The following is a 19693-nucleotide window of genomic DNA, read 5'->3' as shown; positions in this document are numbered from 1 at the left end:
CCTCCCGCACCTCGTCCAGCGGATAGACACGGGCGACCGGCACCTCCAGCTCCCCGCGCGCGGCGAGCCGGGCGAGTTCGCCGACCACGACCGCACAGGCCGCCGAGCCCTCGCCGTAGGTCCGCGCACCGACCCTGGCCGCCGTACGCCAGTCGCGGATCGTGTTGATCCGCTCGGGGCGCACTCCCAGCTCCACCGCGAGCTTCACATAGCCCTCGCCGAACGTGTCCACGAACGCGTCGACGCTCCCGCCCGCGGCCTTACGGATCCGCTCGGTCACGCCCTCCCCGTACGCGACCGGCACGACCCCGCGCTCCGTCAGCCAGCCGTGGTTCCGCTCGCTCGCCAGCCCGATCACCGTGGCACCGCGCCGCCGCGCGAGCTGCACGGCCAGCGACCCGACACCGCCCGCCGCACCGGACACCACGACCGTGTCACCGGGCACGGGGTCCACGGCGAACACGCTCGCGTAGGCGGTAGTACCGGCCACGTACAGCGACCCGGCCACCTCCCAGGGCAGCCCGGGCGGACGGGAGACCAGGTTCACGTCCTCGGCCACGACGAACTGAGCGTGGCTCGCCCGCTGGTGGGTGAAGCCCAGCACCTCGTCGCCCACCGCGAACCCGCGCACCTGCGGACCCGTCTCCACCACCACCCCGGCCAGATCACTGCCCTGCCCGGAGGGGAAGGTCGCCGGCCAGCGGTCGTGCCGCGCGCCCTCGCGGATCATCACCTCGCCGGGCTGGATCCCGGCCGCCCGCACCTCGACCAGCACCTGCCCGGCGCCGGGCGAGGGCCGCGCCACCTCCTCGACCCGCAGCACATCGATCCCGCCGTACTCGTGGAACCGCACCGCCTTCATCACCAGCTCACCGCGCTTCCTCACGGGGACAGGGCGGCGCCTTCAACGGCCTTGGGGCGGGCCGGTATTCCCTCAGCAGGCCTCGTACGGCTCGCCCACGCCCCACGCCTGGTGCATCGCCTCCGCGAAGGCCGCCGCGATCTTGTGCTCGCCGCTCGCGTTCGGGTGGGTGCCGTCGTAGGTGTCGTGGTGGATGTCGTACGACGCCGGCGGCGAGGCCGGCAGCAGCGGGGAGCGGGGTTCGTCGAGGTCGGCGATCGCCTTGGCCAGGAGCTCGTTGAAGCGGGTGACCTCCGTCGCGAAGGGCGCGTCGGACTCCGCCCGTACGTTGGGGATCACAGGGAGGATCGTCATCCGGATCCGCGCGTTCACCCGGCGGGCCTCGGCGACGAAGGCGCGTACGTTCTCCGCCGTCTGCTCCGCGTTGGTGTAGAAACCCAGGTCGATCAGGCCCAGCGACACCAGGAGCACATCCGCCCGGTGCGCCCGGACCGCCTCGCCGATCAGCGGAGCCATGTGCAGCCAGCCCTCGCCCCAGCCGGCCAGGTGGGCCCGCGGGAAGTCGGGATCGGCGTACGCGTACGACGTCGGCGCGTCCGCCGCCTTGTCGTACAGCGTCTCGCGCGGGCCCACCAGGTCGAACGGGCCGCCGTAGGTGTCGCGCAGGTGCTGCCACATCCGGTACCGCCAGGTGTGCTCGCCCGCGCTGCCGATGGTCATGGAGTCGCCGACGGGCATGAATCGCAGCATGCGCTCATCATCGGTGATTCCTACCGGCGGGTAGGAGATCTCGCGCATCCCGGGGCTGTGAAGATGACCACGCGCCCTACCTTCGCGGAGCGAGATGGCAGGCTTGGCGCATGCGCCGACCGTCTGCCCTGCTCGCCGGACTCCTGCTCGTGGGTGTGTTCACCCTGCCCACCGCCCAAAGTGCCTCCGCCGTGGACGCAGAGGGGAGCGACGGCAAGGGGGACAAGGGGTTCACGATCTCCGACCCCCGGATCACCGAGTCCAGCGGCCTCGCCGCCTCGCGGCAGCACCCGGGCATCTACTGGACCCACAACGACCAGGACACCGGCGCCTACCTCTACGCCGTCGACAGCAGCACGGGAAAGACGGTCGCGCGGATCACCATGACCGGCGTGGGCACCCCGCGGGACGTCGAGGCCATCTCCATCGGCCCCGACAACCAGATCTGGGTCGGTGACATCGGTGACAACGACGGGGTCACCTGGCCGTACGTGTGGATCTACAAGCTGCCCGAGCCGAAGGAGCTCAAGGACCAGACGGTCAAGGCCACGCAGTACGTCGTGAAGTACTCCGACGGCTCGCGCGACGCCGAGTCCATGGTCGTCCACCCCAGGACCGGGCGCGTCTACATCATCGACAAGCAGGAGGACGGCGGGCACTTGTACGCGGGCCCCGCGAAGCTCTCCTCCTCCGGCACGAACCTCTTCAGGCCGGTGCGGCCCGTCGACCTGTGGGCCACCGACGCCGCGTTCTCGCCCGACGGCCAACAGCTCGTCGTACGCGGGTACTTCGGCGGTATCTGGTACGACTGGAACGGCGGCGACATCAAGAAGGAGGGGCGGCTCAGCGTGCCCCTCGGACAGGGCGAGTCCGTCTCCTACTCCCCGGACGGCACCAAGCTCCTGCTCGGCATGGAGGGCGCCGACAGCGAGGTGGAGGCGCAGGGCGCGCCCGGCGACGGCGGCTCCAAGTCCCCTTCGGGGAGCGGGAGTTCCTCGGCCTCCGGAAGCGACGGCGACGGAGGCTCCGACAGCACCGTCAAGATCGGCGCCCTCGCCCTGGTGGCCGTCGTCGGGTTCTTCGGACTCCGACGGCTATTGCGCCGTAGCTGATTCCCCGCGCCTGCGCGCGACGAACACCTCAAGCCCGTCCAGGATGCGCTGGAGCCCGAACTCGAAGTGGTCGAACTCGGGGCTCCAGGTGTCCTCGGCGAGGGACCCGAGGACGGGATAGCGGCCGGTGGCCATGACCTTCTCGATGAACGGCGCCTGCGCCGCGAAGAAGTCCGCGGTCGTCATCCCCGACGTACGCTCCGCCTCCCGCTGGTAGACCTGCGTGCGCGCGGCCCCGACGACATACCCGTCGACCATGATGACCGCCGACACCAGCTCCGGGTCGGTCAGCCCCATCGGGCGGATCCGGCCCAGCATCTTCTCCATCCCGTCCAGCGCGCTCGGACCGAGCAGCGGACGGGCCTGGTTGACGCCGAGCAGCCAGGGATGGCGGGTGTAGAGGGTGAGCGTGGCACGGGCCATGGCCTCCAGGGCGGAGCGCCAGGAGCCGTCGCCGAGGTCGGCCGGGTTCTCGGACGGGCGCTGGACGCGGTCGAGCATCAGATCCAGGAGCTCGGCCTTGCCGGGGACGTACCGGTACAGGGACATCGCGCCGGTGCCGAGCTCGGTGGCGATCCGGCGCATCGAGACCGAGTCGAACCCCTCCTCGTCCGCGATCCGGACGGCTGCTTCCACGATCCGGTCCAGCGTCAGCCCCGGCTTCGGGCCCCGGCTGGGCCGCGGGGTGCCGTCCCACAGCAGTTCGAGCGTGCGGACGATGTCCCCGCTGCCACTGGTGTCCCCGCTGCTCGTCATGGGTGCAGCTTAGTTCCGCGGAAATACTGAGTACACCGTACGCGCAATCGGGTACGCTGTACTCAATTCACGAGAAGGGGGAGCCATGTCCGACGACGGATACGCCGTCCACGCCGAGGGGCTGGAGAAGAGGTACGGCGAGAAACACGCCCTCGACGGCTTCGACCTCGCCGTCCGCGAGGGCACCGTGCACGGCCTGCTCGGGCCGAACGGCGCGGGCAAGACCACGGCGGTCCGCATCCTGTCCACGCTGATCAGGCTGGACGGCGGCCGGGCCTCGGTCGCCGGACTGGACGTGGTCCGGCACTCGCGCGAGGTCCGGTCGAGGATCGGCCTCACCGGGCAGTACGCCGCCGTCGACGAGGTCCTCACCGGCCGGCAGAACCTGGAGATGTTCGGCCGGCTGTTCCACCTCGGCGGCAAGCGGGCCAAGCAGCGCGCCACCGAACTCCTGTCGCAGTTCGACCTCACCGACGCCGCCGACAAGGGCGTGGGCAAGTACAGCGGCGGCATGCGGCGCCGCCTCGACCTCGCCGCCTCGATGATCCTCGCGCCCGCCGTGCTCTTCCTCGACGAGCCGACGACGGGACTCGACCCCCGCAGCCGCGGCGAAGTCTGGGAGTCCGTACGGGCGTTGGTGGCGAGCGGCACCACCGTCCTGCTGACCACGCAGTACCTGGAGGAGGCCGACAAGCTCGCCTCCCGCATCACCGTCATCGACCAGGGCCGGGCCATCGCCGACGACACCCCGGACGGCCTCAAGGACCGGGTCGGCGGCGACCGTATCGAGGTCGTGGTCGCCGAGCGGTCGGAGATCCCGCGCGTGGTGAAGGTCGTCGCCCGGGTCTCCGACGGTGAACCCGAGGCGGAGGAAGGGGAGTTGCGGGTCCACGCCCCCGTCGTCGACCGGGTCTCCGCGCTCACCGAAGTCGCCCGCACCCTCCAGGACGAGGGCGTGAAGGTCGAGGACATCGGACTGCGCAGGCCGAGCCTCGACGACGTGTTCCTGCGCCTGACCGGACACCGCACGGAGAAGGAGACAGCGGCATGAGCACCATGGAGGCCACCCGCGGCCGCACCTACTGGGTCCTCGCCGACGTCTGGAACATCGTCCGCCGCGGCCTCACCCACTACCAGCGCCAACCGATCAACATCGCCTGGCAGTTGGGGTTCCCGATCCTCTCCGTCCTGCTCTACGGCTATCTTCGGCAGCGCCATGCAGGTGCCCGGCGGCGGGGACTACAAGGACTTCCTGATGCCCGGCATGTTCGTGATGACGATGGCCTTCGGCTTCATCAACACCGCGACCCTGGTGGTGTACGACGCCACGAAGGGCGTGATCGACCGGTTCCGCTCGATGCCGATGGCCTCCTCCGCGGTGGTCGCGGGGCGCGGGGTGACCGATCTCCTCGTCGCCTGCGCCGAGTTGGCCATCATGATGCTCACCGCGATGGCGATGGGCTGGCGTCCGGACGGCGGGTTCGGCTTCCTGGCCGCGTTCGGCCTGCTGCTGTGGCTCAGGTTCGCGCTGATCTGGATCGGGGTCTGGCTGGGCCTGATGGTCCCCAACCCGGAGGCGGCGGGCGGCCTGTTCGCGGTCGCCTTCCCGCTCACGATGATCTCCAGCATCTTCGTCGCACCGCAGCTGATGCCCGACTGGCTGGGCGCGGTGGCCGCGTGGAACCCGATCTCCTCCACGGCGGCGGCGACCCGTGACCTGTTCGGGACGCCGGTCGGGGGCGGGGACTCCTGGGTGGAACAGCACGCGCTGCTGATGGCCGGGGTGTGGCCGGTGGTGCTGACGGCGATCTTCCTGCCGCTGGCGGTGCGGAGGTTCCAGAAGCTGAGTAGGTAGCGTCCCGTGTCTTGACGTGTCCATGTGACCTGACTTCCATGGGAGGTGCAGGATGGTGGGAGCGCTCCCATCATGGTTCCGGGCCTGCTCCCCCTTCGAGAGGAAGCAGCGAACATGTTCCGCAGTTTGCGAAGAGCGCTGTGTGCGGCGGCACTTCTGTTACCGCTCCTGGTCGGAGCGCAGACGGCCCAGGCTGCCGAGGCGAGGGCCGACGCCGGTGCCGGCTACTGGCACACCAGCGGTCGCCAGATCCTGGACGCCTCCGGGCAGCCGGTCCGGATCGCCGGGATCAACTGGTTCGGCTTCGAGACCGGCAACTACGTGGTCCACGGCCTCTGGTCCCGCGACTACAAGTCCATGATCGACCAGATGAAGTCGCTGGGCTACAACACCATCCGCATCCCGTTCAGCGACGACATCTTCAAGCCGGGGACCGTCCCCAACAGCATCGACTTCTCCAGCGGCAAGAACGCCGACCTCCAGGGACTCAACTCCCTCGGCATCCTGGACAAGATCGTGTCGTACGCCGGTCAGGACGGCCTCAAGGTCATCCTCGACCGGCATCGCCCGGACGCGGGCGGCCAGTCGGCGCTCTGGTACACGGCCGCGGTGCCGGAGTCGACGTGGATCGCCAACCTCAAGGCACTGGCGACGCGTTACAAGGGCCAGGACGCGGTCGTAGGCATAGATCTGCACAACGAGCCGCACGATCCGGCGTGTTGGGGCTGCGGGGACGCTTCTCTGGACTGGCGCCTCGCGGCCCAGCGGGCGGGGAACGCGGTGCTGGGGGTCAACCCCGACCTGCTGATCTTCGTCGAGGGTGTGCAGACCTTCAACGGCGTCTCGGGCTGGTGGGGCGGCAACCTGATGGGGGTGGCCCAGTACCCGGTGCAGCTGAGCGTCGCCAACCGGGTCGTGTACTCGGCCCACGACTACGCGACGAGCGTGGCCCAGCAGAGCTGGTTCAGCGACCCGTCCTTCCCCGCCAACATGCCGGGGATCTGGGACAAGTACTGGGGCTACATCTTCAAGCAGAACATCGCGCCGGTGTGGGTGGGCGAGTTCGGCACGACGCTGACGTCGACGGTGGACCAGAAGTGGCTGGCGGCACTGGTCTCGTACCTCCGCCCGACGTCGACGTACGGCGCGGACTCCTTCCACTGGACCTTCTGGTCATGGAACCCCAACTCCGGTGACACGGGCGGGATTCTGAAGGACGACTGGCAGACGGTCGACACGGTGAAGGACGGCTACCTGGCGAGCGTGAAGGCACCGGGGTTCCCGGGCTCGGGCGGTGGAACCGATCCGGGTGACCCCGGCGGCGGCACGGCGGCCTGCACCGCCGCCTACTCCGTCAGCAGCGACTGGGGCGGCGGCTTCAACGCCGAGGTGAAGGTGACCAATTCGGGGACGACGGCTCTCAAGTCGTGGAAGGTGACCTGGACCTGGCCCGGCGCCCAGAAGGTCACCAGCATGTGGAACGCCTCGTACACCCAGACCGGCTCGGCCGTGACGGCGACGAACGCCTCGCACAACGGGGCTGTCGCGGTGGGCGGTTCGGCGAGCTTCGGGTTCGGGGGAGCGCCCGGAGGTGGAGGTGTACCGAGTGTGAGCTGTACGGCGACGTGAGGAGAGGGGCGCCCGGTTCTCGTCGGGCGCTCTGCCTTCTTCACTGGGACGGATGCGCTCCGACCGCGTGATGCGACGTCCGACGCCCTCGCTCAAGGAGTACGCCCTGGCCTACCCCCGGGCGGGCGACCGCCGAAGCACGGCAAGGAGTTCCGCCTCGGTCGAGGCGCGGGTGCTCGACGCTCCACCCGCCGGCCACATCGGCACACTGATCGTCCGCGCGGAAGCGGCGTGAGGGCGCGCTGCGGGTCGGGTGTGCACCAAGTACCCCTGGATCAAAGGTGTTTCAAAACTTTCGTTCAGACGTTTCTCATACGAGTGTTTCTTCGGCAGGATCCGGCCATGAGAAGAAGCGCAGTTGTGCTGTGCGGTGCGGCCGTCGTCCTGGCGGGTACCGTCACGGCCGTTCCGGCCGAGGCAAGCACGTCCGTGAGCGGTGCCCAGGTGGCGAAGGTCAGTTGGAAGAAGTGCGGGACCGACGACTATCCGACCCTGCAGTGCGGGTCGGTGAAGGTGCCGCTCGACTACGCCAGGCCGAAGGGACCCCAGATAACCCTGGCCGTGTCCCGGGTGCCGCACACCGCGAAGAAGTACCAGGGCCCGCTGCTGGTCAACCCGGGCGGACCCGGCGGCAGCGGACTGACGCTCGCCGGTTTCGTCGCCTCCTCGCTGCCCAAGGCGGTCGCGTCCCAGTACGACGTCATCGGCTTCGACCCGCGGGGCGTGGGCAAGAGCAAGCCCGCCCTCGACTGCAAGCCCGGCTACTTCAACCCGGTGCGTCCGGAGAGCGTCCCGAGCTCGCCCGCGATCGAGAAGGCCAACCTCAAGCGCGCCAAGTCCTTCGCCGCCGCATGCGGCAGCAAGTACGCGAGCGTGCTGCCGTACATCAACACGATCAGCGCCGTGAAGGACATGGACTCGATCCGCACGTCCCTCGGCGCCAAGAAGATCAACTACTTCGGCTACTCGTACGGCACCTACCTCGGCCAGGTCTACGCGAAGCTCTTCCCGAGCCACGTGCGCCGGCTGGTCCTCGACTCGATCGTCGACCCCGACGGGGTCTGGTACGACGACAACATCTCGCAGGACTACGCCTTCGACGCCCGCCACAAGGCGCTCATGGCGTGGATCGCCAAGTACGACTCCACGTACAAGCTCGGTACCGACCCGGCCGCGATCGAGGCCAAGTGGTACGCGATGCAGGCTGAGTTGGCCAAGAAGCCGGCCGGCGGCAAGGTGGGCGCGGCCGAGCTGGAGGACACGTTCATCCCGGGCGGCTACTACAACGGCTACTGGCCCTACCTGGCCGACGCGTTCGCCGCGTACGTCAACGACAAGAACGCCGCCCCGCTGGTCGACGCGTACGAGAACTTCGCAGCGATCGACGCCTCCGGAGACAACGGCTACAGCGTCTACGCGGCCGTGCAGTGCCGTGACGCGTCCTGGCCGCGGGACTGGAAGCAGTGGCAGAAGGACAACTGGGCCGTGTACGAGAAGGCCCCGTTCATGGCGTGGAACAACGCCTGGTACAACGCGCCGTGCGCCTTCTGGCCGACCAAGTCGCTCAAGCCGGTGAACGTCGCCAACTCCAAGCTCCCGCCGGTTCTCCTGTTCCAGGCGACGAACGACGCGGCCACTCCGTACCCGGGCGGTGTGAGGGTCCACCACCTGCTCAAGAACTCCAGCCTGGTCGTCGAGCAGGGCGGCGGCAACCACGGCATCACCCTGAGCGGCAACGCCTGCCTCGACAAGTACCTCGTGAAGTACCTGACCGACGGCACGGTCCCGCGCGGACACGGCACGGCCGACGCGGTCTGCCAGAAACTCCCGGACCCGACACCGCTGGAGGCTCAGCCGGCGAAGTCGGCCCTGAGTGGCACATCGGAGCCGGGCGCCACGGTTCCCGGCGGTGCCGCCCTGCACGGGATGCTCGGCTTCCGAGGCTGAGCCCGACCTGAACGACCTTGAGGGCGCCCGGTGTTCACCGGGCGCCCTCGCTGTCTGTCAATCGCCGATGACATGTTCACCCGTGCGGTTGATCATGTGGGCATCTGAACGTGGAGCGTGTGTTTGCTCGATTACGTTCCGTCGCATGGTCAGTTCGCAACATGACGCCGTGCACCGGATCTTCCGGGAGGAGACAGACCTCCTGGCCCGCCTCGTGCCGGAGGCAGGCGTCAAGTTCCCCGAGTACAGCTCGATCGAGCCGCTCGACACGGATCTCACCGAGATCAGGCCGCTGGAGCGCCGGGTGGACAGCTTCTTCCGGGTTCGCACGGTCGACGAGGAGGGCGGCTTTCTGCTCGCTGTCGAGTCGCAGAGCCAGCCGGACCCGGACAAGCACAACAGCTGGGCGTACTACTTGGCGCACATGTACGCCAAGTACCGGTTGCCGCCGATTCTGCTGGTGGTGTGCCGGGACAAGAAGACGGCGGCGTGGGCGAAGCAGCCCATCCGCATCGGGCGAAGTTTCCATACGAGCATGGAGGTGTTTCCCTTGGTCGTGGGGCCGTTCGGCGTGCGTCCGATCACCGACCCGGAGGAGGCGGCGAAAGACCTGGCCCTCACCACCATCTCCATTCTCATCAACGGCAAGGACCCGGCCATCCTTGCGATACTGGACGCGGTGGCGCCGGTGCTGGGGCCCAACGCGAAATGGGCCGAATACATCGAGGTCGGTCTGGACGAAGGTCCGGCCCGCGATCATTGGAGGCGACTGATGGCCGTGTACACCCCGAACTTCCCTGGCTTCGGCAGCGTGATGGAGGAGGCTTGGACCAAGGTTCACTCCGATGGTGAGGCCAAAGGTGAGGCCAAGGGTGAGGCCAAGGCCGTCCTTCGGGTCCTCCGTACGCGGGGCGTCGAGGTCTCCGAGTCCGTGGAGGAACGGGTCATGGCCTGCGTCGACCTTGAGATCCTGGAGACCTGGCTCGACCGCTCCCTGACCGTGGAGAACGCCGAGGAACTGTTCGGCGAGGAGTAGCCCGAACATGCGAGAAGGGCGCCCGGTGTCCGCCGGGCGCCCTTCGTCGTCGTACCTCTGAAAACGGCTACAGCTTCTCGATCACATAGTCGACGCACTTCGTCAGCGCCTCGACGTCCGCCGGGTCGATCGCCGGGAACATCGCCACGCGCAGCTGGTTGCGGCCGAGCTTGCGGTAGGGCTCGGTGTCGACGATGCCGTTGGCGCGCAGGACCTTGGCGATCGCGGCCGCGTCGATCTCGTCGGCGAAGTCGATCGTGCCGATGACCTGCGAGCGCTTGGCCGGGTCCGTGACGAACGGGGTCGCGTGCTTGGACTCCTCCGCCCAGGAGTAGAGGCGGGTCGAGGAGTCCTTCGTGCGGGCCGTGGACCATGCCAGGCCGCCCTGGCCGTTGATCCACTCCAGCTGCTGGTTCAGGAGGAAGAGGGTGGCCAGCGCCGGGGTGTTGTACGTCTGGTTCTTGCGGGAGTTGTCGATCGCCGTGGGCAGGCTGAAGAACTCCGGGATGTGGCGGCCGGACGCGTGCAGACGCTCCGCGCGCTCGATCGCCGCCGGGGAGAACACGCCGATCCACAGGCCGCCGTCGGAGGCGAAGGACTTCTGCGGGGCGAAGTAGTAGACGTCCGTCTCCGACACGTCCACCGGGAGACCGCCGGCGCCACTCGTCGCGTCCACCAGGACCAGGGCCCCGGCGTCCGCGCCCGCGACGCGCTTGATCGGGGCCGCGACACCCGTCGAGGTCTCGTTGTGGGTGAAGGCGTACACGTCGACGCCCGCCTCGGCCTGCGGCTCCGGGTGCGTGCCGGGGTCGGAGGAGATGACGGTCGGCTCGGCGAGCCACGGGGCCAGCTTGGACGCCTTCGCGAACTTGGAGGAGAACTCGCCGAAGGTCAGGTGCTGCGACTTGTTCTCGATCAGGCCGTGCGTCGCGACGTCCCAGAACGCGGTCGAGCCGCCGTTGCCGAGGACGACCTCGTAGCCCTCGGGGAGCTGGAACAGCTCGGAGATGCCCTCGCGTACCTGGCCGACCAGGTTCTTGACCGGGGCCTGGCGGTGGGAGGTACCGAGGAGGGACGTGCCGGTTGCGGCGAGGGCGTCCAGCGCCTCCACCCGCACCTTGGAGGGGCCCGCGCCGAATCGACCGTCGGCGGGCTTGATGTCAGCGGGAATCTGGATCTCAGCCACGAGGGGAGCGTAGCCGGTGGAGGAAACCTGGTCGAAACGTAGTCCGTCGGGTGAGACGCGGCGGTGTTGACCGGACTGGTTTGCTGGAGTCATGACGGATCTTGAGGCCGATCTGCGGAAGGTCGTCCGGGGTGAGGTCGGTTTCGACGTCACCTCCCGGGCCCTGACCACGATGGACGCGTCCAACTACCGACGCGTCCCCCTCGGGGTCGTCGCCCCACGGGACGCCGACGACGTGGCCGCCGTACTGGAGGTGTGCCGCTCGCACCGCGTCCCCGTCGTCCCCCGCGGGGGCGGTACCTCCATCGCCGGACAGGCCACCGGCACCGGAGTCGTGCTGGACTTCACCCGGCACATGAACCGGCTGGTCTCCCTGGACCCCGAGGCCCGTACCGCCGTCGTCCAGCCCGGCCTCGTCCTCGACCGCCTCCAGGACGCCGCCGCCCCGCACGGGCTGCGGTTCGGCCCCGACCCCTCCACCCACAGCCGCTGCACGCTCGGCGGGATGATCGGCAACAACTCGTGCGGGTCGCACTCGGTGGCGTGGGGGACCACGGCGGACAGTGTGAGCGAGCTCGACGTCGTCACCGCGCGCGGGCAGCGGCTGCGGCTCGGGCAGGGGTGGTCCGGGGCTCCCGAGGGGCTGCGGGAGCTGGTCGACGGGGAGCTCGCGCGGCTGCGGACCGGGTTCCCCGAGCTGCCCCGCCGGATCTCCGGATACGCCCTGGACGCCCTCCTGCCGGAGCACCGGGCCGACGTCGCCCGGGCCTTCTGCGGCAGCGAGGGCACGCTCGGCGTCCTCACCGAGGCCGTCGTACGACTCGTCGAGGCGCCACGCGCGCGTGCGCTCGCGGTGCTGGGGTACGCGGACGAAGGCGCGGCCGCCGAGGCCGCCGCCGGGCTGCTGTCGCACCGCCCCCTGACGGTGGAGGGCATGGCGGCCGACCTGGTGCCCTCGGCGGCCGCGCTGCCCAGGGGCGGGGCCTGGCTGTTCGTGGAGACCGGCGGGGAGTCGCCGGCCGAGGCACGCGCGCGTGCGGAGGAGATCGTGCGCGCCGCCGACGTCCTCGACGCGCTCGTGGTGACCGACCCGGCCGGGCAGCGGGCACTGTGGCGGATCCGCGAGGACGCCAGCGGCACGGCGACCCGGATGCCGGACGGCTCCGAGGCCTGGCCCGGCTGGGAGGACTGCGCGGTGCCGCCGCAGCGGCTCGGCGCGTATCTGCGGGACTTCAGGGGGCTGATGGTCGCGCACGGGCTGCGCGGGACGCCGTACGGACACTTCGGCGACGGCTGCATCCACGTCCGTATCGACTTCGACCTGCTGACGGAGGTGGGGATCGGGAGGTTCCGCCGCTTCTCCGAGGAGCTCGCCGATCTCGTGACGGCACACGGCGGGTCGTTGTCCGGGGAGCACGGGGACGGGCAGGCGCGGGCCGAACTGCTGCCGAGGATGTACGGCGACGAGATGGTCGGGCTGTTCGAGCGGGCGAAGGCGGTGTGGGACCCGGACGACCTGCTCAACCCGGGGATGCTGGTCCGCCCTGCGCCCCTGGACTCCAACCTCCGCTTCTCCGTCCTGCCCCGCAAGCCCGTCGACGTCGCGTTCGGGTACCCGGCCGACGGCGGTGACTTCTCCGCGGCCGTACGACGCTGTGTCGGGGTCGCGAAATGTCGTACGACGTCGGCGACCGGGTCCGCGGTGATGTGCCCGTCGTTCCGGGCCACCGGCGAGGAGGCGCACTCCACGCGCGGGCGTGCCCGGTTGCTGCACGAGATGCTGGCCGGTGAACTGGTCACGGACGGCTGGCGGTCGACGGAGGTGCGGGACGCGCTGGACCTGTGCCTGTCCTGCAAGGGCTGCCGGTCCGACTGCCCGGTCGAGGTCGACATGGCCACGTACAAGGCGGAGTTCCTGCACCACCACTACGCGGGGCGACGGCGGCCTGCCGCCCACTACAGCATGGGCCGGCTGCCGGTGTGGCTGCGCTGGGTGGACCGGCTGCGGCTGGCTCCGCTGGTCAACTCCCTCGCTGCGGTACGGCCGTTGGCGGCCGTCGCGAAACGGCTCGGTGGGATCGCGGGGGAGCGGCGGATCCCGAAGGTGGCGACGGAGACGTTCAGCCGGTGGTGGGGCGGGCGGAAGGCCCGTGGTACCGGTGATCCGGTCATCTTGTGGCCGGACACCTTCACCGAGCACCTCTCCCCGGCTGTCGGGCAGGCGGCCGTACGCGTGCTGGAGGCTGCGGGGCTGCGGGTGGTGCTCCCGCCCACCGTGCGCCTGGAGAAGGCGCCGACGGGCGACAGGACGACCGTCGCCCTCGACCCCGTGTCCCTGCTGCGGGGCCGTGGCCGCGTCTGCTGCGGCCTGACGTACGTGTCGACGGGCCAGCTCGACCGCGCCCGTACGGTGCTGCGCCGCACCCTTGACCTGATGGCCCCGGTACTGGAGACCCCGGCTCCGGTTGTCGTCCTGGAACCGAGCTGCGCGGCAGCCCTCCGTACCGACCTCCCGGAGCTGCTGCACGACGACCCGCGTGCCGCCCGTCTCGCCGGCCGGGTGCTCACCTTCGCGGAGGCGCTGGAGCTACTCGCCCCCGACTGGCGGCCACCGGCCCTGGACCGGCCGGTCGTCGGCCAGACCCACTGCCACCAGCACGCGGTCCTCGGCGACGCGGCGGACCGCCGCCTGCGCGAAGCCGCGGGCCTCACCGGCGAGTTGACCGGCGGCTGCTGCGGTCTGGCGGGCAACTTCGGCTTCGAGAAAGGACACTTCGAGGTGTCACGCGCCTGCGCCGAGGAACAGTTGCTGCCGTCGGTGCGTGAGGCGCCCGAGGACGCGGTGGTGCTGGCCGACGGGTTCTCCTGCCGTACGCAGCTGGAGCAACTCGCGGGTCTACGAGGGAAACATCTGGTGGAGGTATTGGCGCAGGCCCTCGACCGAAGGCCGTGAGCAGCCCGCGAGCAGGCAGAATCCGCCCCATGACACCCCCCACCACCACAAACCTGCTGCGCGGCGCGTTCGCGGCCACGGCCGCCGGACTCGCCGCGCTGCTGCCGTTCGCCGGCACCGCGAGTGCCTCCCCGTTCACAGGCCACGCGCACCGCACGGTCACCACCGACGCCGGTGAGACCTTCCACCTGCGGCTGACCGCCGAGTCCACCCTGCTGCCCGCCGTGGGCGGCACGGTCGACGTCCGGGGCAAGGGCTACAACCGCGCCCAGGGCATCTTCCTCGCGTTCTGCGTGATCCCCGACGGCGTCCGGGTCGGCGACCCCTCCACCTACACCACCCTTCCCACCCCCTGCCTCGGCGGCCGTGAGTCGACGGACGGCTCCGCCCGCCGCATCACCGACCAGGGCACGGGCACGCCCGGCGTCACGATCCCCTACGAGAAGGGCGGCCGGTTCACCACCACCCTCGACCTCAAGCCCGAGATCGCCGACGGCGCCGTCTGCGACGTCACCGTGCAGTGCGCGATCGTCACCCGCGCCGACTTCACGGCCACCAGCAGCCGGCTCTACGACCAGTACATCCCGGTGCACTTCGCGCCTGCCGACAAGGGCTGAACGCGCATCGACGCGGGCAGGGTGGGGCCATGACCGTTCCGCTCTGCGCCGCGTCGCGGTTCTTGTCTGCGTGATCGTTCACCGGCGCGGAGAAGCGCTCGCCAGACACCACGTCCAACCGGTTGGGCTGCCTTCTACAGCTTCACGGAGAGGTTGCCCACCGTGGCCGTTATGGTCAGCTCGCCACCGATCGCGTGCAGGTATGCGGCCATGGTCGAGGTGTCCAGGCGGGCGAGGCCCCGCTCGATCTGGCTGACCCGCCCCTGGGTGACCCCCATGGCCTTGGCGACCTGGATCTGCGTGAAGCCCTGGGCCTTCCGGAGGGCGGCCAGTTCGTGTCCTCGCTCGGCGTCGACCATCTCCGCCTTGATGGCATCGATGCGCTCGCGCTTCTCGGGGGTGATGTCGGCCGTCAGGTCGGCCATGGTGCCGAGATTCATCTGCCCTGCCCTTCCTTCTTCTCCTGCTCCAGCGCCTCAAGATAGGCCGTGTACCTGCCGTCCGCTTCCTTGATCGCCCTGGGATACCAGGCTGCCCACTGCCGCCCGGCCGCCTTGTTGCCCGCCACCAGGAAGATGGCCCGCCGTTCCGGGTCGAAGACGAACAGCATCCGGATGCTCACCGCCCCACCGCTGCGCGGACGCAGTTCCCGCATGTTCCGGTAACGACTCTTCTCGATCGCGCCGACCGTCGGACGGCGGAGCGCCGGACCCACCTCCTGGAGCCGTTCCAGGGCGGCTATGACATGAAGGTGGCTATCCGGGTCCTCTTTGGCAAGCGTCTTGATCCAGTCCAGCACATCTTCAAAGAACCGCAGCTCATAGGGTTCGGCCACCACAAAAAATTAGCACGAACTAATATTTCGGGCAAGCGAAAGGTCCCTTGTGGCGCTGGGGCCCTTGCTCAAGGGGCCGGGACGCGGGCACGGACGCAGAGGTGCTGGAGGCGTTCGGGGTGCGGGATGGCAGGCGGTCAACGGGCTGAGAGACTCCGGCCATGGATACCAGCACCTGGACCCTGCGCCCCGCGGAGCCGGACGACGTCGAGCCGATAGCCGAACTGCGGGCCGTGGTGATGCGCCCCGACCTGGAGCGGCTCGGGCGGTTCGACGAGCATCGGGTGCGCCAGCGCTTCCGGGACTCCTTCGTCGCGCCGCACGCGTCGGTCATCCTGGCCGAGGGCCGCTTCGCGGGCTGTGTCGCCCTGCGCCCCGCCGAGGACGCGCACTGGCTGGAGCACTTCTTCATCGACCCGAACCTCCAGGGCCGCGGCCTCGGCTCGGCCGTCCTGCGCACCCTGCTGGAACGGACCGACGCCGACGGCACCCTCGTCCGCCTGAACGTCCTCCAGGGCAGCGCGGCCCGACGGCTGTACGAGCGGCACGGGTTCAGCGTGGAGAGCGAGAACCCGGTGGACGTCTTCATGGTGCGGGAGCCGCGCACGGGCTGAGGGGTCCTGGCGACCCCGAAACAGTGGCATAAGAAGTTTACGCACCTGACGCAGTCCACTACCCTGAACTCGGAAGTGCACCCTGCTGGACGGTGAGGTGCACTGCACCGGACCACCCCGAGCCGATCATCTGGACCGCCCGTGACCACGCCCGACACCGCCACCGCCCACGCCACCACGGCCCCGGCCACCGCGGTCGGCGCGCCCCGCCGCCGTACCACCCTCGGACCCGTCGGCCTGGTGCTCGCCGGCGGTGTCTCCGTGCAGTTCGGCGCCGCGCTGGCCGTACTGCTGATGCCGAGGGCGGGGGCGCTCGGTGTCGTGACCCTGCGCCTGGTGGCCGCCGCGGTCGTCCTGCTGCTCGTCTGCCGCCCCCGGTTGCGCGGCCACTCCCGCGCCGACTGGGGCACGGTCGTCGCCTTCGGGCTCACCATGGCCGCGATGAACGGCCTCTTCTACCAGGCCGTCGACCGCATCCCCCTCGGCCCCGCGGTCACCCTGGAGGTCCTCGGCCCGCTCGCCCTCTCCGTCCTGGCCTCCCGCCGCGCGGTCAACGCGGTCTGGGCCGGACTCGCGCTCGCCGGAGTCTTCCTCCTCGGCGGCGGCGACTTCGGCGACCTGGACCCGTGGGGCGTGGTGTTCGCCCTGGCCGCGGGCGCCATGTGGGCGTCGTACATCGTCTTCAGCGCACGCACCGGCCGCCGCTTCCCGCAGGCCGACGGCCTCGCCCTGGCGATGGCGATCGGCGCGCTGGCCTTCCTGCCGCTGGGCATCGCGGAATCGGGCACGAAACTCCTCGACCCGGTGACCGTGGGCCTGGGCGCGGCGGTGGCCCTGATGTCCTCCGTGCTGCCCTACACCCTCGAACTCCTCGCGCTGCGCACCCTGCCCTCCGCCGCCTTCGCGATCCTCATGAGCCTGGAGCCGGCCCTGGCCGCCCTCGCGGGCTTCCTGATCCTCGACCAGGCCCTGTCCGCGGTCCAGGCACTCGCCATCGCGCTCGTGATCGCGGCGAGCATGGGGGCGGTGCGTACGCAGGTGGGGCGGGGTAAGGCCGCCACCTCTTCGGTCGACTGACCTTGTCAGCCCGCGGTCTTCTCCCACACGGAGACATGCTGACGGCTGTCGTGGTTGAAGGGCGTCCGCCCCCAGTCCTGCCACCGGTCCCGCAGCCGCATGCCCGCCAGCCGGGCCATCAGGTCGAGTTCGGCGGGCCAGACGTACCGGAACGGGATGGACCAGAGGGAGCCCTGCCCGTCCTCCGTGACCTTCACATGGTGGGACGCCATGGCCTGGGTGGCGAGGTCATAGGTGTCGAAACCGAGTCGCCGGTCGCCGACGTGGAAGGGGACGGCGTTCTGCCCGGGCGGGAGTCTCCGCAGGTCGGGGACCATGACTTCGATGACGAACGTCCCGCCGGGGGCGAGGTGTTCGGCGACGTTGCGGAAGCAGTCCACCTGGGCGTCCTGGGTGGTGAGGTTCATGATCGTGTTGAAGACGAGGTAGGCGAGGGTGAAGTCGCCGGGCGCCTTGGCCGTCGCGAAGTCCCCGATCGTCACGCCGATCGCGTCCCCACCGGGCTTGGCGTGCAGCCGGTCCGCCATCGCCCGGGACAGCTCGATGCCGTGCACGTCGACGCCTCGCGCCGCCAACGGCAGGGCGATCCGCCCGGTCCCGATACCGAGTTCGAGGGCCCGGCCGCCGCCGGCGAGTTCAGCCAGCAGGTCTACGGCGGGCTCCACGGCGTCCGGGGCGAACATGTCCGCGGAGGACTCGTCGTAGGTCGCGGCGATGGGTTCGGAGAAGTAGCCGTCGTTGTCGGTCACCGGGGGACGGTACTGCGGGGGCGGGGGTGGGGGCGCGGGAATTTCAGGGCGGCTATGAAGGTGGCGAAGGTGGTGCGTTGGAAATTGAGGGTGGCGTGGGTGCGGTGCTTGGAGTCGCGTACGGCGATGTGGGTGTTGCGGTGGGCTATCTCCACGCAGGCGTTGCCGTCGCCGCTGCCGGAGTAGGAGGACTTCCTCCAGTCGCCGAGGATGTTCACCGGGTGCCTCACAGTTCTTTGGCCAGGCTGTGGATGAGGTCACGCGACCGCACGGGGTCGAGCGACACGCCTTCAACTCTATGGAAGAGCGCTCGGAAGACGCCTAGCTGTGCCTCGGAGTCGATGAGAAGCGTGCCGTGAGGACCGTCGCGCACCACGGTGTCCAGCTTCGGGACAGCACCGCCGGCGTACACCATGGCGGCGGTGACGTCGGCGAAGTCGTCCAGCTCGAAGGGGATGACCCGGACGGTGACGTGCTCGGACTCGGAGAGCTCCAGGATGTGGGTCAGCTGCGCCCGTGAGGCGGCCCGGCCACCGACCCTGATGCGCAGTGCCGCCTCGTGGACCACGGCCTCGTACGGAATCGGCTGCGGAGAATCGAGGACTGCCCGCCGCTGCATCCGATGCCGGACGCGCAACTCCAGGTCCTGAGCGGGCAGTTCCGGGATCCGGCGGGAGAAGATCGCCCGCGCGTAGTCCTCGGTCTGGAAGAGGCCCGGCACATGCAGGAAGTCCACGTCCCAGCGGAACGAGGCGTGGTACTCCAGTTCGGACAGGTCCAGGAACGACGTGGGCAGCAGCCCCTGGTACTCCTCCCACCAGCCGCGTGTGCGATCGGTGGCCATCATGACCAGGGCGTCGATGAACTCGGCATCCGTGCAGGCGTAGTGAGCCGCGAGGCTGCGCAGCCGCTGCTCGCTCACGCCCGTGAGGCCCGTCTCGATGTGAGTGATCTGGACACGCCCTGTCCCGATCAGCGCCGCGGCCTCGGCGGCTGACAGCCCTGCCGCGTCGCGGAGTCTGCGGAGTTCGGCAGCCAAGCGCATCTGGCGTGCCGTGGGCTCGCGCCTCAGAACCATCGACTGCTCCTCGGTTCAACACGCCTGGTGGGGCGACTCGTTCGAGGGGCAGATTACGCGACCGGCTTGCCCCGGATGACATGATAGCCCTACTGTCGGTGACGCGACGCACACAGTGCGGAAGCGCACCGCCCCGTCCTGCCATGACGGCGCGGCACTGCCACCGCCCGTCGAACCCCTCACCTGAACGGAGTCACCCTCATGCCCGAAAACGACCCCGAACCCTGGGAGTACGTCCTCCACATCCCCAACGACCCCCGAGCCGTCACCGTCAGCCGCCGCACCCTCCGCCTGATCCTGACGATGCACGGCCTGATCCCCCTCGTCGACCTCGCGGAGCTCCTCGCAACGGAGCTGGTCTCCAACGCCGTACGCCACACGAAGGGCCCAGCCGCCCTCAGGATCCGCTGGTCGGCGGGGGTGCTGCGGATCGGCGCATGGGATGCAAGCCCCGAACCGCCCGAACCCCCAGGGGAGTTGGAAACGCTGACCGACGCGGAGGCGGGCCGAGGCCTGGCGATGATCCGAGCCTGCGCGGACATGTGGGGTTGGAGTCCGCTCACGGGGCAGGGTCGGCAAGGCAAGTTCGTGTGGTGTGACCTGGCCGCGGCGTAGCTCGTTGATCACGTCGTATCGA

Annotated in this window: 20 protein-coding genes and 1 pseudogene; 12 read left to right on the top strand and 9 right to left on the bottom strand. The window is 69.8% G+C overall.

Features of this window, described 5'->3' with window-relative positions:
• Together AB0D34_RS23605 and AB0D34_RS23600 are read right to left on the bottom strand one after the other, a co-directional pair.
• The coding region (locus AB0D34_RS23605; protein ID WP_362664821.1) for an NADP-dependent oxidoreductase at nt 1-862 on the bottom strand (862 nt) is incomplete at its 3' end.
• 72 nt (nt 863-934) lie between these two features.
• Nucleotides 935-1612, bottom strand: a complete 678-nt coding sequence (locus tag AB0D34_RS23600) for a GDSL-type esterase/lipase family protein (protein WP_362664418.1) — start codon at nt 1610-1612, stop codon at nt 935-937.
• A gap of 110 nt (nt 1613-1722) precedes the next feature.
• Between AB0D34_RS23600 and AB0D34_RS23595 the strand changes: the two genes are divergently transcribed.
• Entirely contained in the window at nt 1723-2724 is a 1002-nt protein-coding gene (locus tag AB0D34_RS23595; RefSeq protein WP_362664416.1) for a WD40 repeat domain-containing protein, read from the top strand.
• Here AB0D34_RS23595 and AB0D34_RS23590 read toward each other — a convergent pair.
• Entirely contained in the window at nt 2707-3480 is a 774-nt protein-coding gene (locus AB0D34_RS23590; protein WP_362664414.1) for a TetR/AcrR family transcriptional regulator, read from the bottom strand. The two genes, AB0D34_RS23595 and AB0D34_RS23590, sit on opposite strands and share 18 nt — an antisense overlap.
• Nucleotides 3481-3565: 85 nt before the next feature.
• On the opposite strand from AB0D34_RS23590, the gene AB0D34_RS23585 reads away from it, so the two are divergent.
• The 6 genes and pseudogenes from AB0D34_RS23585 (at nt 3566) to AB0D34_RS23560 (ending at nt 9947) form a co-directional block, all read left to right on the top strand.
• Nucleotides 3566-4531 carry an ATP-binding cassette domain-containing protein gene (locus AB0D34_RS23585; protein ID WP_362664413.1) on the top strand — a complete coding sequence of 322 codons (966 nt, stop codon included), beginning with the start codon at nt 3566-3568 and terminating at the stop codon, nt 4529-4531.
• Nucleotides 4528-5335: pseudogene (locus AB0D34_RS23580) on the top strand (ABC transporter permease). Before AB0D34_RS23585 ends, AB0D34_RS23580 begins: the two are co-directional and overlap by 4 nt.
• A 114-nt stretch (nt 5336-5449) precedes the next feature.
• Nucleotides 5450-6964 (top strand): cellulase family glycosylhydrolase, encoded by a 1515-nt coding sequence (locus AB0D34_RS23575; RefSeq protein WP_362664411.1) that lies wholly within the window; start codon nt 5450-5452, stop codon nt 6962-6964.
• A 52-nt stretch (nt 6965-7016) separates the two neighbouring features.
• Nucleotides 7017-7199 (top strand): hypothetical protein, encoded by a 183-nt coding sequence (locus tag AB0D34_RS23570; protein ID WP_362664845.1) that lies wholly within the window; start codon nt 7017-7019, stop codon nt 7197-7199.
• Nucleotides 7200-7306: 107 nt separating this feature from the next.
• A complete protein-coding gene (locus AB0D34_RS23565) occupies nt 7307-8911 on the top strand; it encodes an alpha/beta hydrolase (RefSeq protein WP_362664410.1) in 1605 nt (534 codons plus the stop codon).
• 145 nt (nt 8912-9056) lie between these two features.
• Entirely contained in the window at nt 9057-9947 is an 891-nt protein-coding gene (locus AB0D34_RS23560; protein WP_362664408.1) for a hypothetical protein, read from the top strand.
• 67 nt (nt 9948-10014) lie between these two features.
• Here AB0D34_RS23560 and serC read toward each other — a convergent pair whose 3' ends face one another.
• Nucleotides 10015-11133 carry a phosphoserine transaminase gene (serC, locus tag AB0D34_RS23555; protein ID WP_362664406.1) on the bottom strand — a complete coding sequence of 373 codons (1119 nt, stop codon included), beginning with the start codon at nt 11131-11133 and terminating at the stop codon, nt 10015-10017.
• A gap of 91 nt (nt 11134-11224) precedes the next feature.
• Here serC and AB0D34_RS23550 point away from each other — a divergent pair, with 91 nt between their 5' ends.
• Nucleotides 11225-14086 (top strand): FAD-binding and (Fe-S)-binding domain-containing protein, encoded by a 2862-nt coding sequence (locus AB0D34_RS23550; protein ID WP_362664404.1) that lies wholly within the window; start codon nt 11225-11227, stop codon nt 14084-14086.
• 29 nt (nt 14087-14115) lie between these two features.
• Nucleotides 14116-14703 carry a hypothetical protein gene (locus AB0D34_RS23545; protein WP_362664402.1) on the top strand — a complete coding sequence of 196 codons (588 nt, stop codon included), beginning with the start codon at nt 14116-14118 and terminating at the stop codon, nt 14701-14703.
• Between the two features lie 134 nt (nt 14704-14837).
• On the opposite strand, the gene AB0D34_RS23540 is transcribed toward AB0D34_RS23545, so the two are convergent.
• The gene (locus AB0D34_RS23540; RefSeq protein ID WP_362664400.1) at nt 14838-15143 is read right to left on the bottom strand and encodes a helix-turn-helix transcriptional regulator; all 306 of its coding nucleotides are present in this window, start codon (nt 15141-15143) and stop codon (nt 14838-14840) included.
• Nucleotides 15140-15538, bottom strand: a complete 399-nt coding sequence (locus AB0D34_RS23535) for a type II toxin-antitoxin system RelE/ParE family toxin (RefSeq protein ID WP_362664398.1) — start codon at nt 15536-15538, stop codon at nt 15140-15142. The genes AB0D34_RS23540 and AB0D34_RS23535 overlap by 4 nt, the downstream gene beginning before the upstream one ends.
• Before the next feature lie 161 nt (nt 15539-15699).
• On the opposite strand from AB0D34_RS23535, the gene AB0D34_RS23530 reads away from it, so the two are divergent.
• Nucleotides 15700-16152, top strand: a complete 453-nt coding sequence (locus AB0D34_RS23530; RefSeq protein WP_362664396.1) for a GNAT family N-acetyltransferase — start codon at nt 15700-15702, stop codon at nt 16150-16152.
• A 141-nt stretch (nt 16153-16293) separates the two neighbouring features.
• Nucleotides 16294-17229, top strand: a complete 936-nt coding sequence (locus AB0D34_RS23525) for an EamA family transporter (protein WP_362664394.1) — start codon at nt 16294-16296, stop codon at nt 17227-17229.
• Nucleotides 17230-17234: 5 nt separating this feature from the next.
• Here the strand turns inward: AB0D34_RS23525 and AB0D34_RS23520 are convergent, their stop codons facing one another.
• From AB0D34_RS23520 to AB0D34_RS23510, 3 genes are read right to left on the bottom strand one after another with little or no spacing between them, the layout of a single operon-like run.
• Nucleotides 17235-17978 (bottom strand): class I SAM-dependent methyltransferase, encoded by a 744-nt coding sequence (locus AB0D34_RS23520; protein ID WP_362664392.1) that lies wholly within the window; start codon nt 17976-17978, stop codon nt 17235-17237.
• Complete coding sequence (locus tag AB0D34_RS23515; protein WP_362664390.1) at nt 17975-18208, bottom strand: DUF397 domain-containing protein; 234 nt, start codon at nt 18206-18208, stop codon at nt 17975-17977. The genes AB0D34_RS23520 and AB0D34_RS23515 overlap by 4 nt, the downstream gene beginning before the upstream one ends.
• Nucleotides 18205-19056, bottom strand: a complete 852-nt coding sequence (locus tag AB0D34_RS23510) for a DUF5753 domain-containing protein (protein ID WP_362664388.1) — start codon at nt 19054-19056, stop codon at nt 18205-18207. The genes AB0D34_RS23515 and AB0D34_RS23510 overlap by 4 nt, the downstream gene beginning before the upstream one ends.
• Before the next feature lie 201 nt (nt 19057-19257).
• On the opposite strand from AB0D34_RS23510, the gene AB0D34_RS23505 reads away from it, so the two are divergent.
• On the top strand, nt 19258-19671 hold the full coding sequence (locus AB0D34_RS23505; RefSeq protein WP_362664387.1) for an ATP-binding protein: 414 nt from the start codon (nt 19258-19260) through the stop codon (nt 19669-19671).
• Nucleotides 19672-19693 lie beyond the last annotated feature (22 nt).

This window comes from Streptomyces sp. NPDC048420, from assembly GCF_040651535.1.
Classification (GTDB): Bacteria; Actinomycetota; Actinomycetes; order Streptomycetales; family Streptomycetaceae; genus Streptomyces.
The sequence above is the reverse complement of the archived record's forward strand: the minus strand, read 5'-3'. Positions and strand labels throughout refer to the sequence as shown.

Bases quoted from the DNA above. Each gene is read 5' to 3' on its own strand.
- AB0D34_RS23600 (WP_362664418.1), bottom strand. From the start codon at position 1,612: ATGCTGCGATTCATGCCCGTCGGCGACTCCATGACCATCGGCAGCGCG.
- AB0D34_RS23595 (WP_362664416.1), top strand. From the start codon at position 1,723: ATGCGCCGACCGTCTGCCCTGCTCGCCGGACTCCTGCTCGTGGGTGTG.
- AB0D34_RS23590 (WP_362664414.1), bottom strand. From the start codon at position 3,480: ATGACGAGCAGCGGGGACACCAGTGGCAGCGGGGACATCGTCCGCACG.
- AB0D34_RS23585 (WP_362664413.1), top strand. From the start codon at position 3,566: ATGTCCGACGACGGATACGCCGTCCACGCCGAGGGGCTGGAGAAGAGG.
- AB0D34_RS23575 (WP_362664411.1), top strand. From the start codon at position 5,450: ATGTTCCGCAGTTTGCGAAGAGCGCTGTGTGCGGCGGCACTTCTGTTA.
- AB0D34_RS23570 (WP_362664845.1), top strand. From the start codon at position 7,017: ATGCGCTCCGACCGCGTGATGCGACGTCCGACGCCCTCGCTCAAGGAG.
- AB0D34_RS23565 (WP_362664410.1), top strand. From the start codon at position 7,307: ATGAGAAGAAGCGCAGTTGTGCTGTGCGGTGCGGCCGTCGTCCTGGCG.
- AB0D34_RS23560 (WP_362664408.1), top strand. From the start codon at position 9,057: ATGGTCAGTTCGCAACATGACGCCGTGCACCGGATCTTCCGGGAGGAG.
- AB0D34_RS23550 (WP_362664404.1), top strand. From the start codon at position 11,225: ATGACGGATCTTGAGGCCGATCTGCGGAAGGTCGTCCGGGGTGAGGTC.
- AB0D34_RS23545 (WP_362664402.1), top strand. From the start codon at position 14,116: ATGACACCCCCCACCACCACAAACCTGCTGCGCGGCGCGTTCGCGGCC.
- AB0D34_RS23540 (WP_362664400.1), bottom strand. From the start codon at position 15,143: ATGAATCTCGGCACCATGGCCGACCTGACGGCCGACATCACCCCCGAG.
- AB0D34_RS23530 (WP_362664396.1), top strand. From the start codon at position 15,700: ATGGATACCAGCACCTGGACCCTGCGCCCCGCGGAGCCGGACGACGTC.
- AB0D34_RS23510 (WP_362664388.1), bottom strand. From the start codon at position 19,056: ATGGTTCTGAGGCGCGAGCCCACGGCACGCCAGATGCGCTTGGCTGCC.
- AB0D34_RS23505 (WP_362664387.1), top strand. From the start codon at position 19,258: ATGCCCGAAAACGACCCCGAACCCTGGGAGTACGTCCTCCACATCCCC.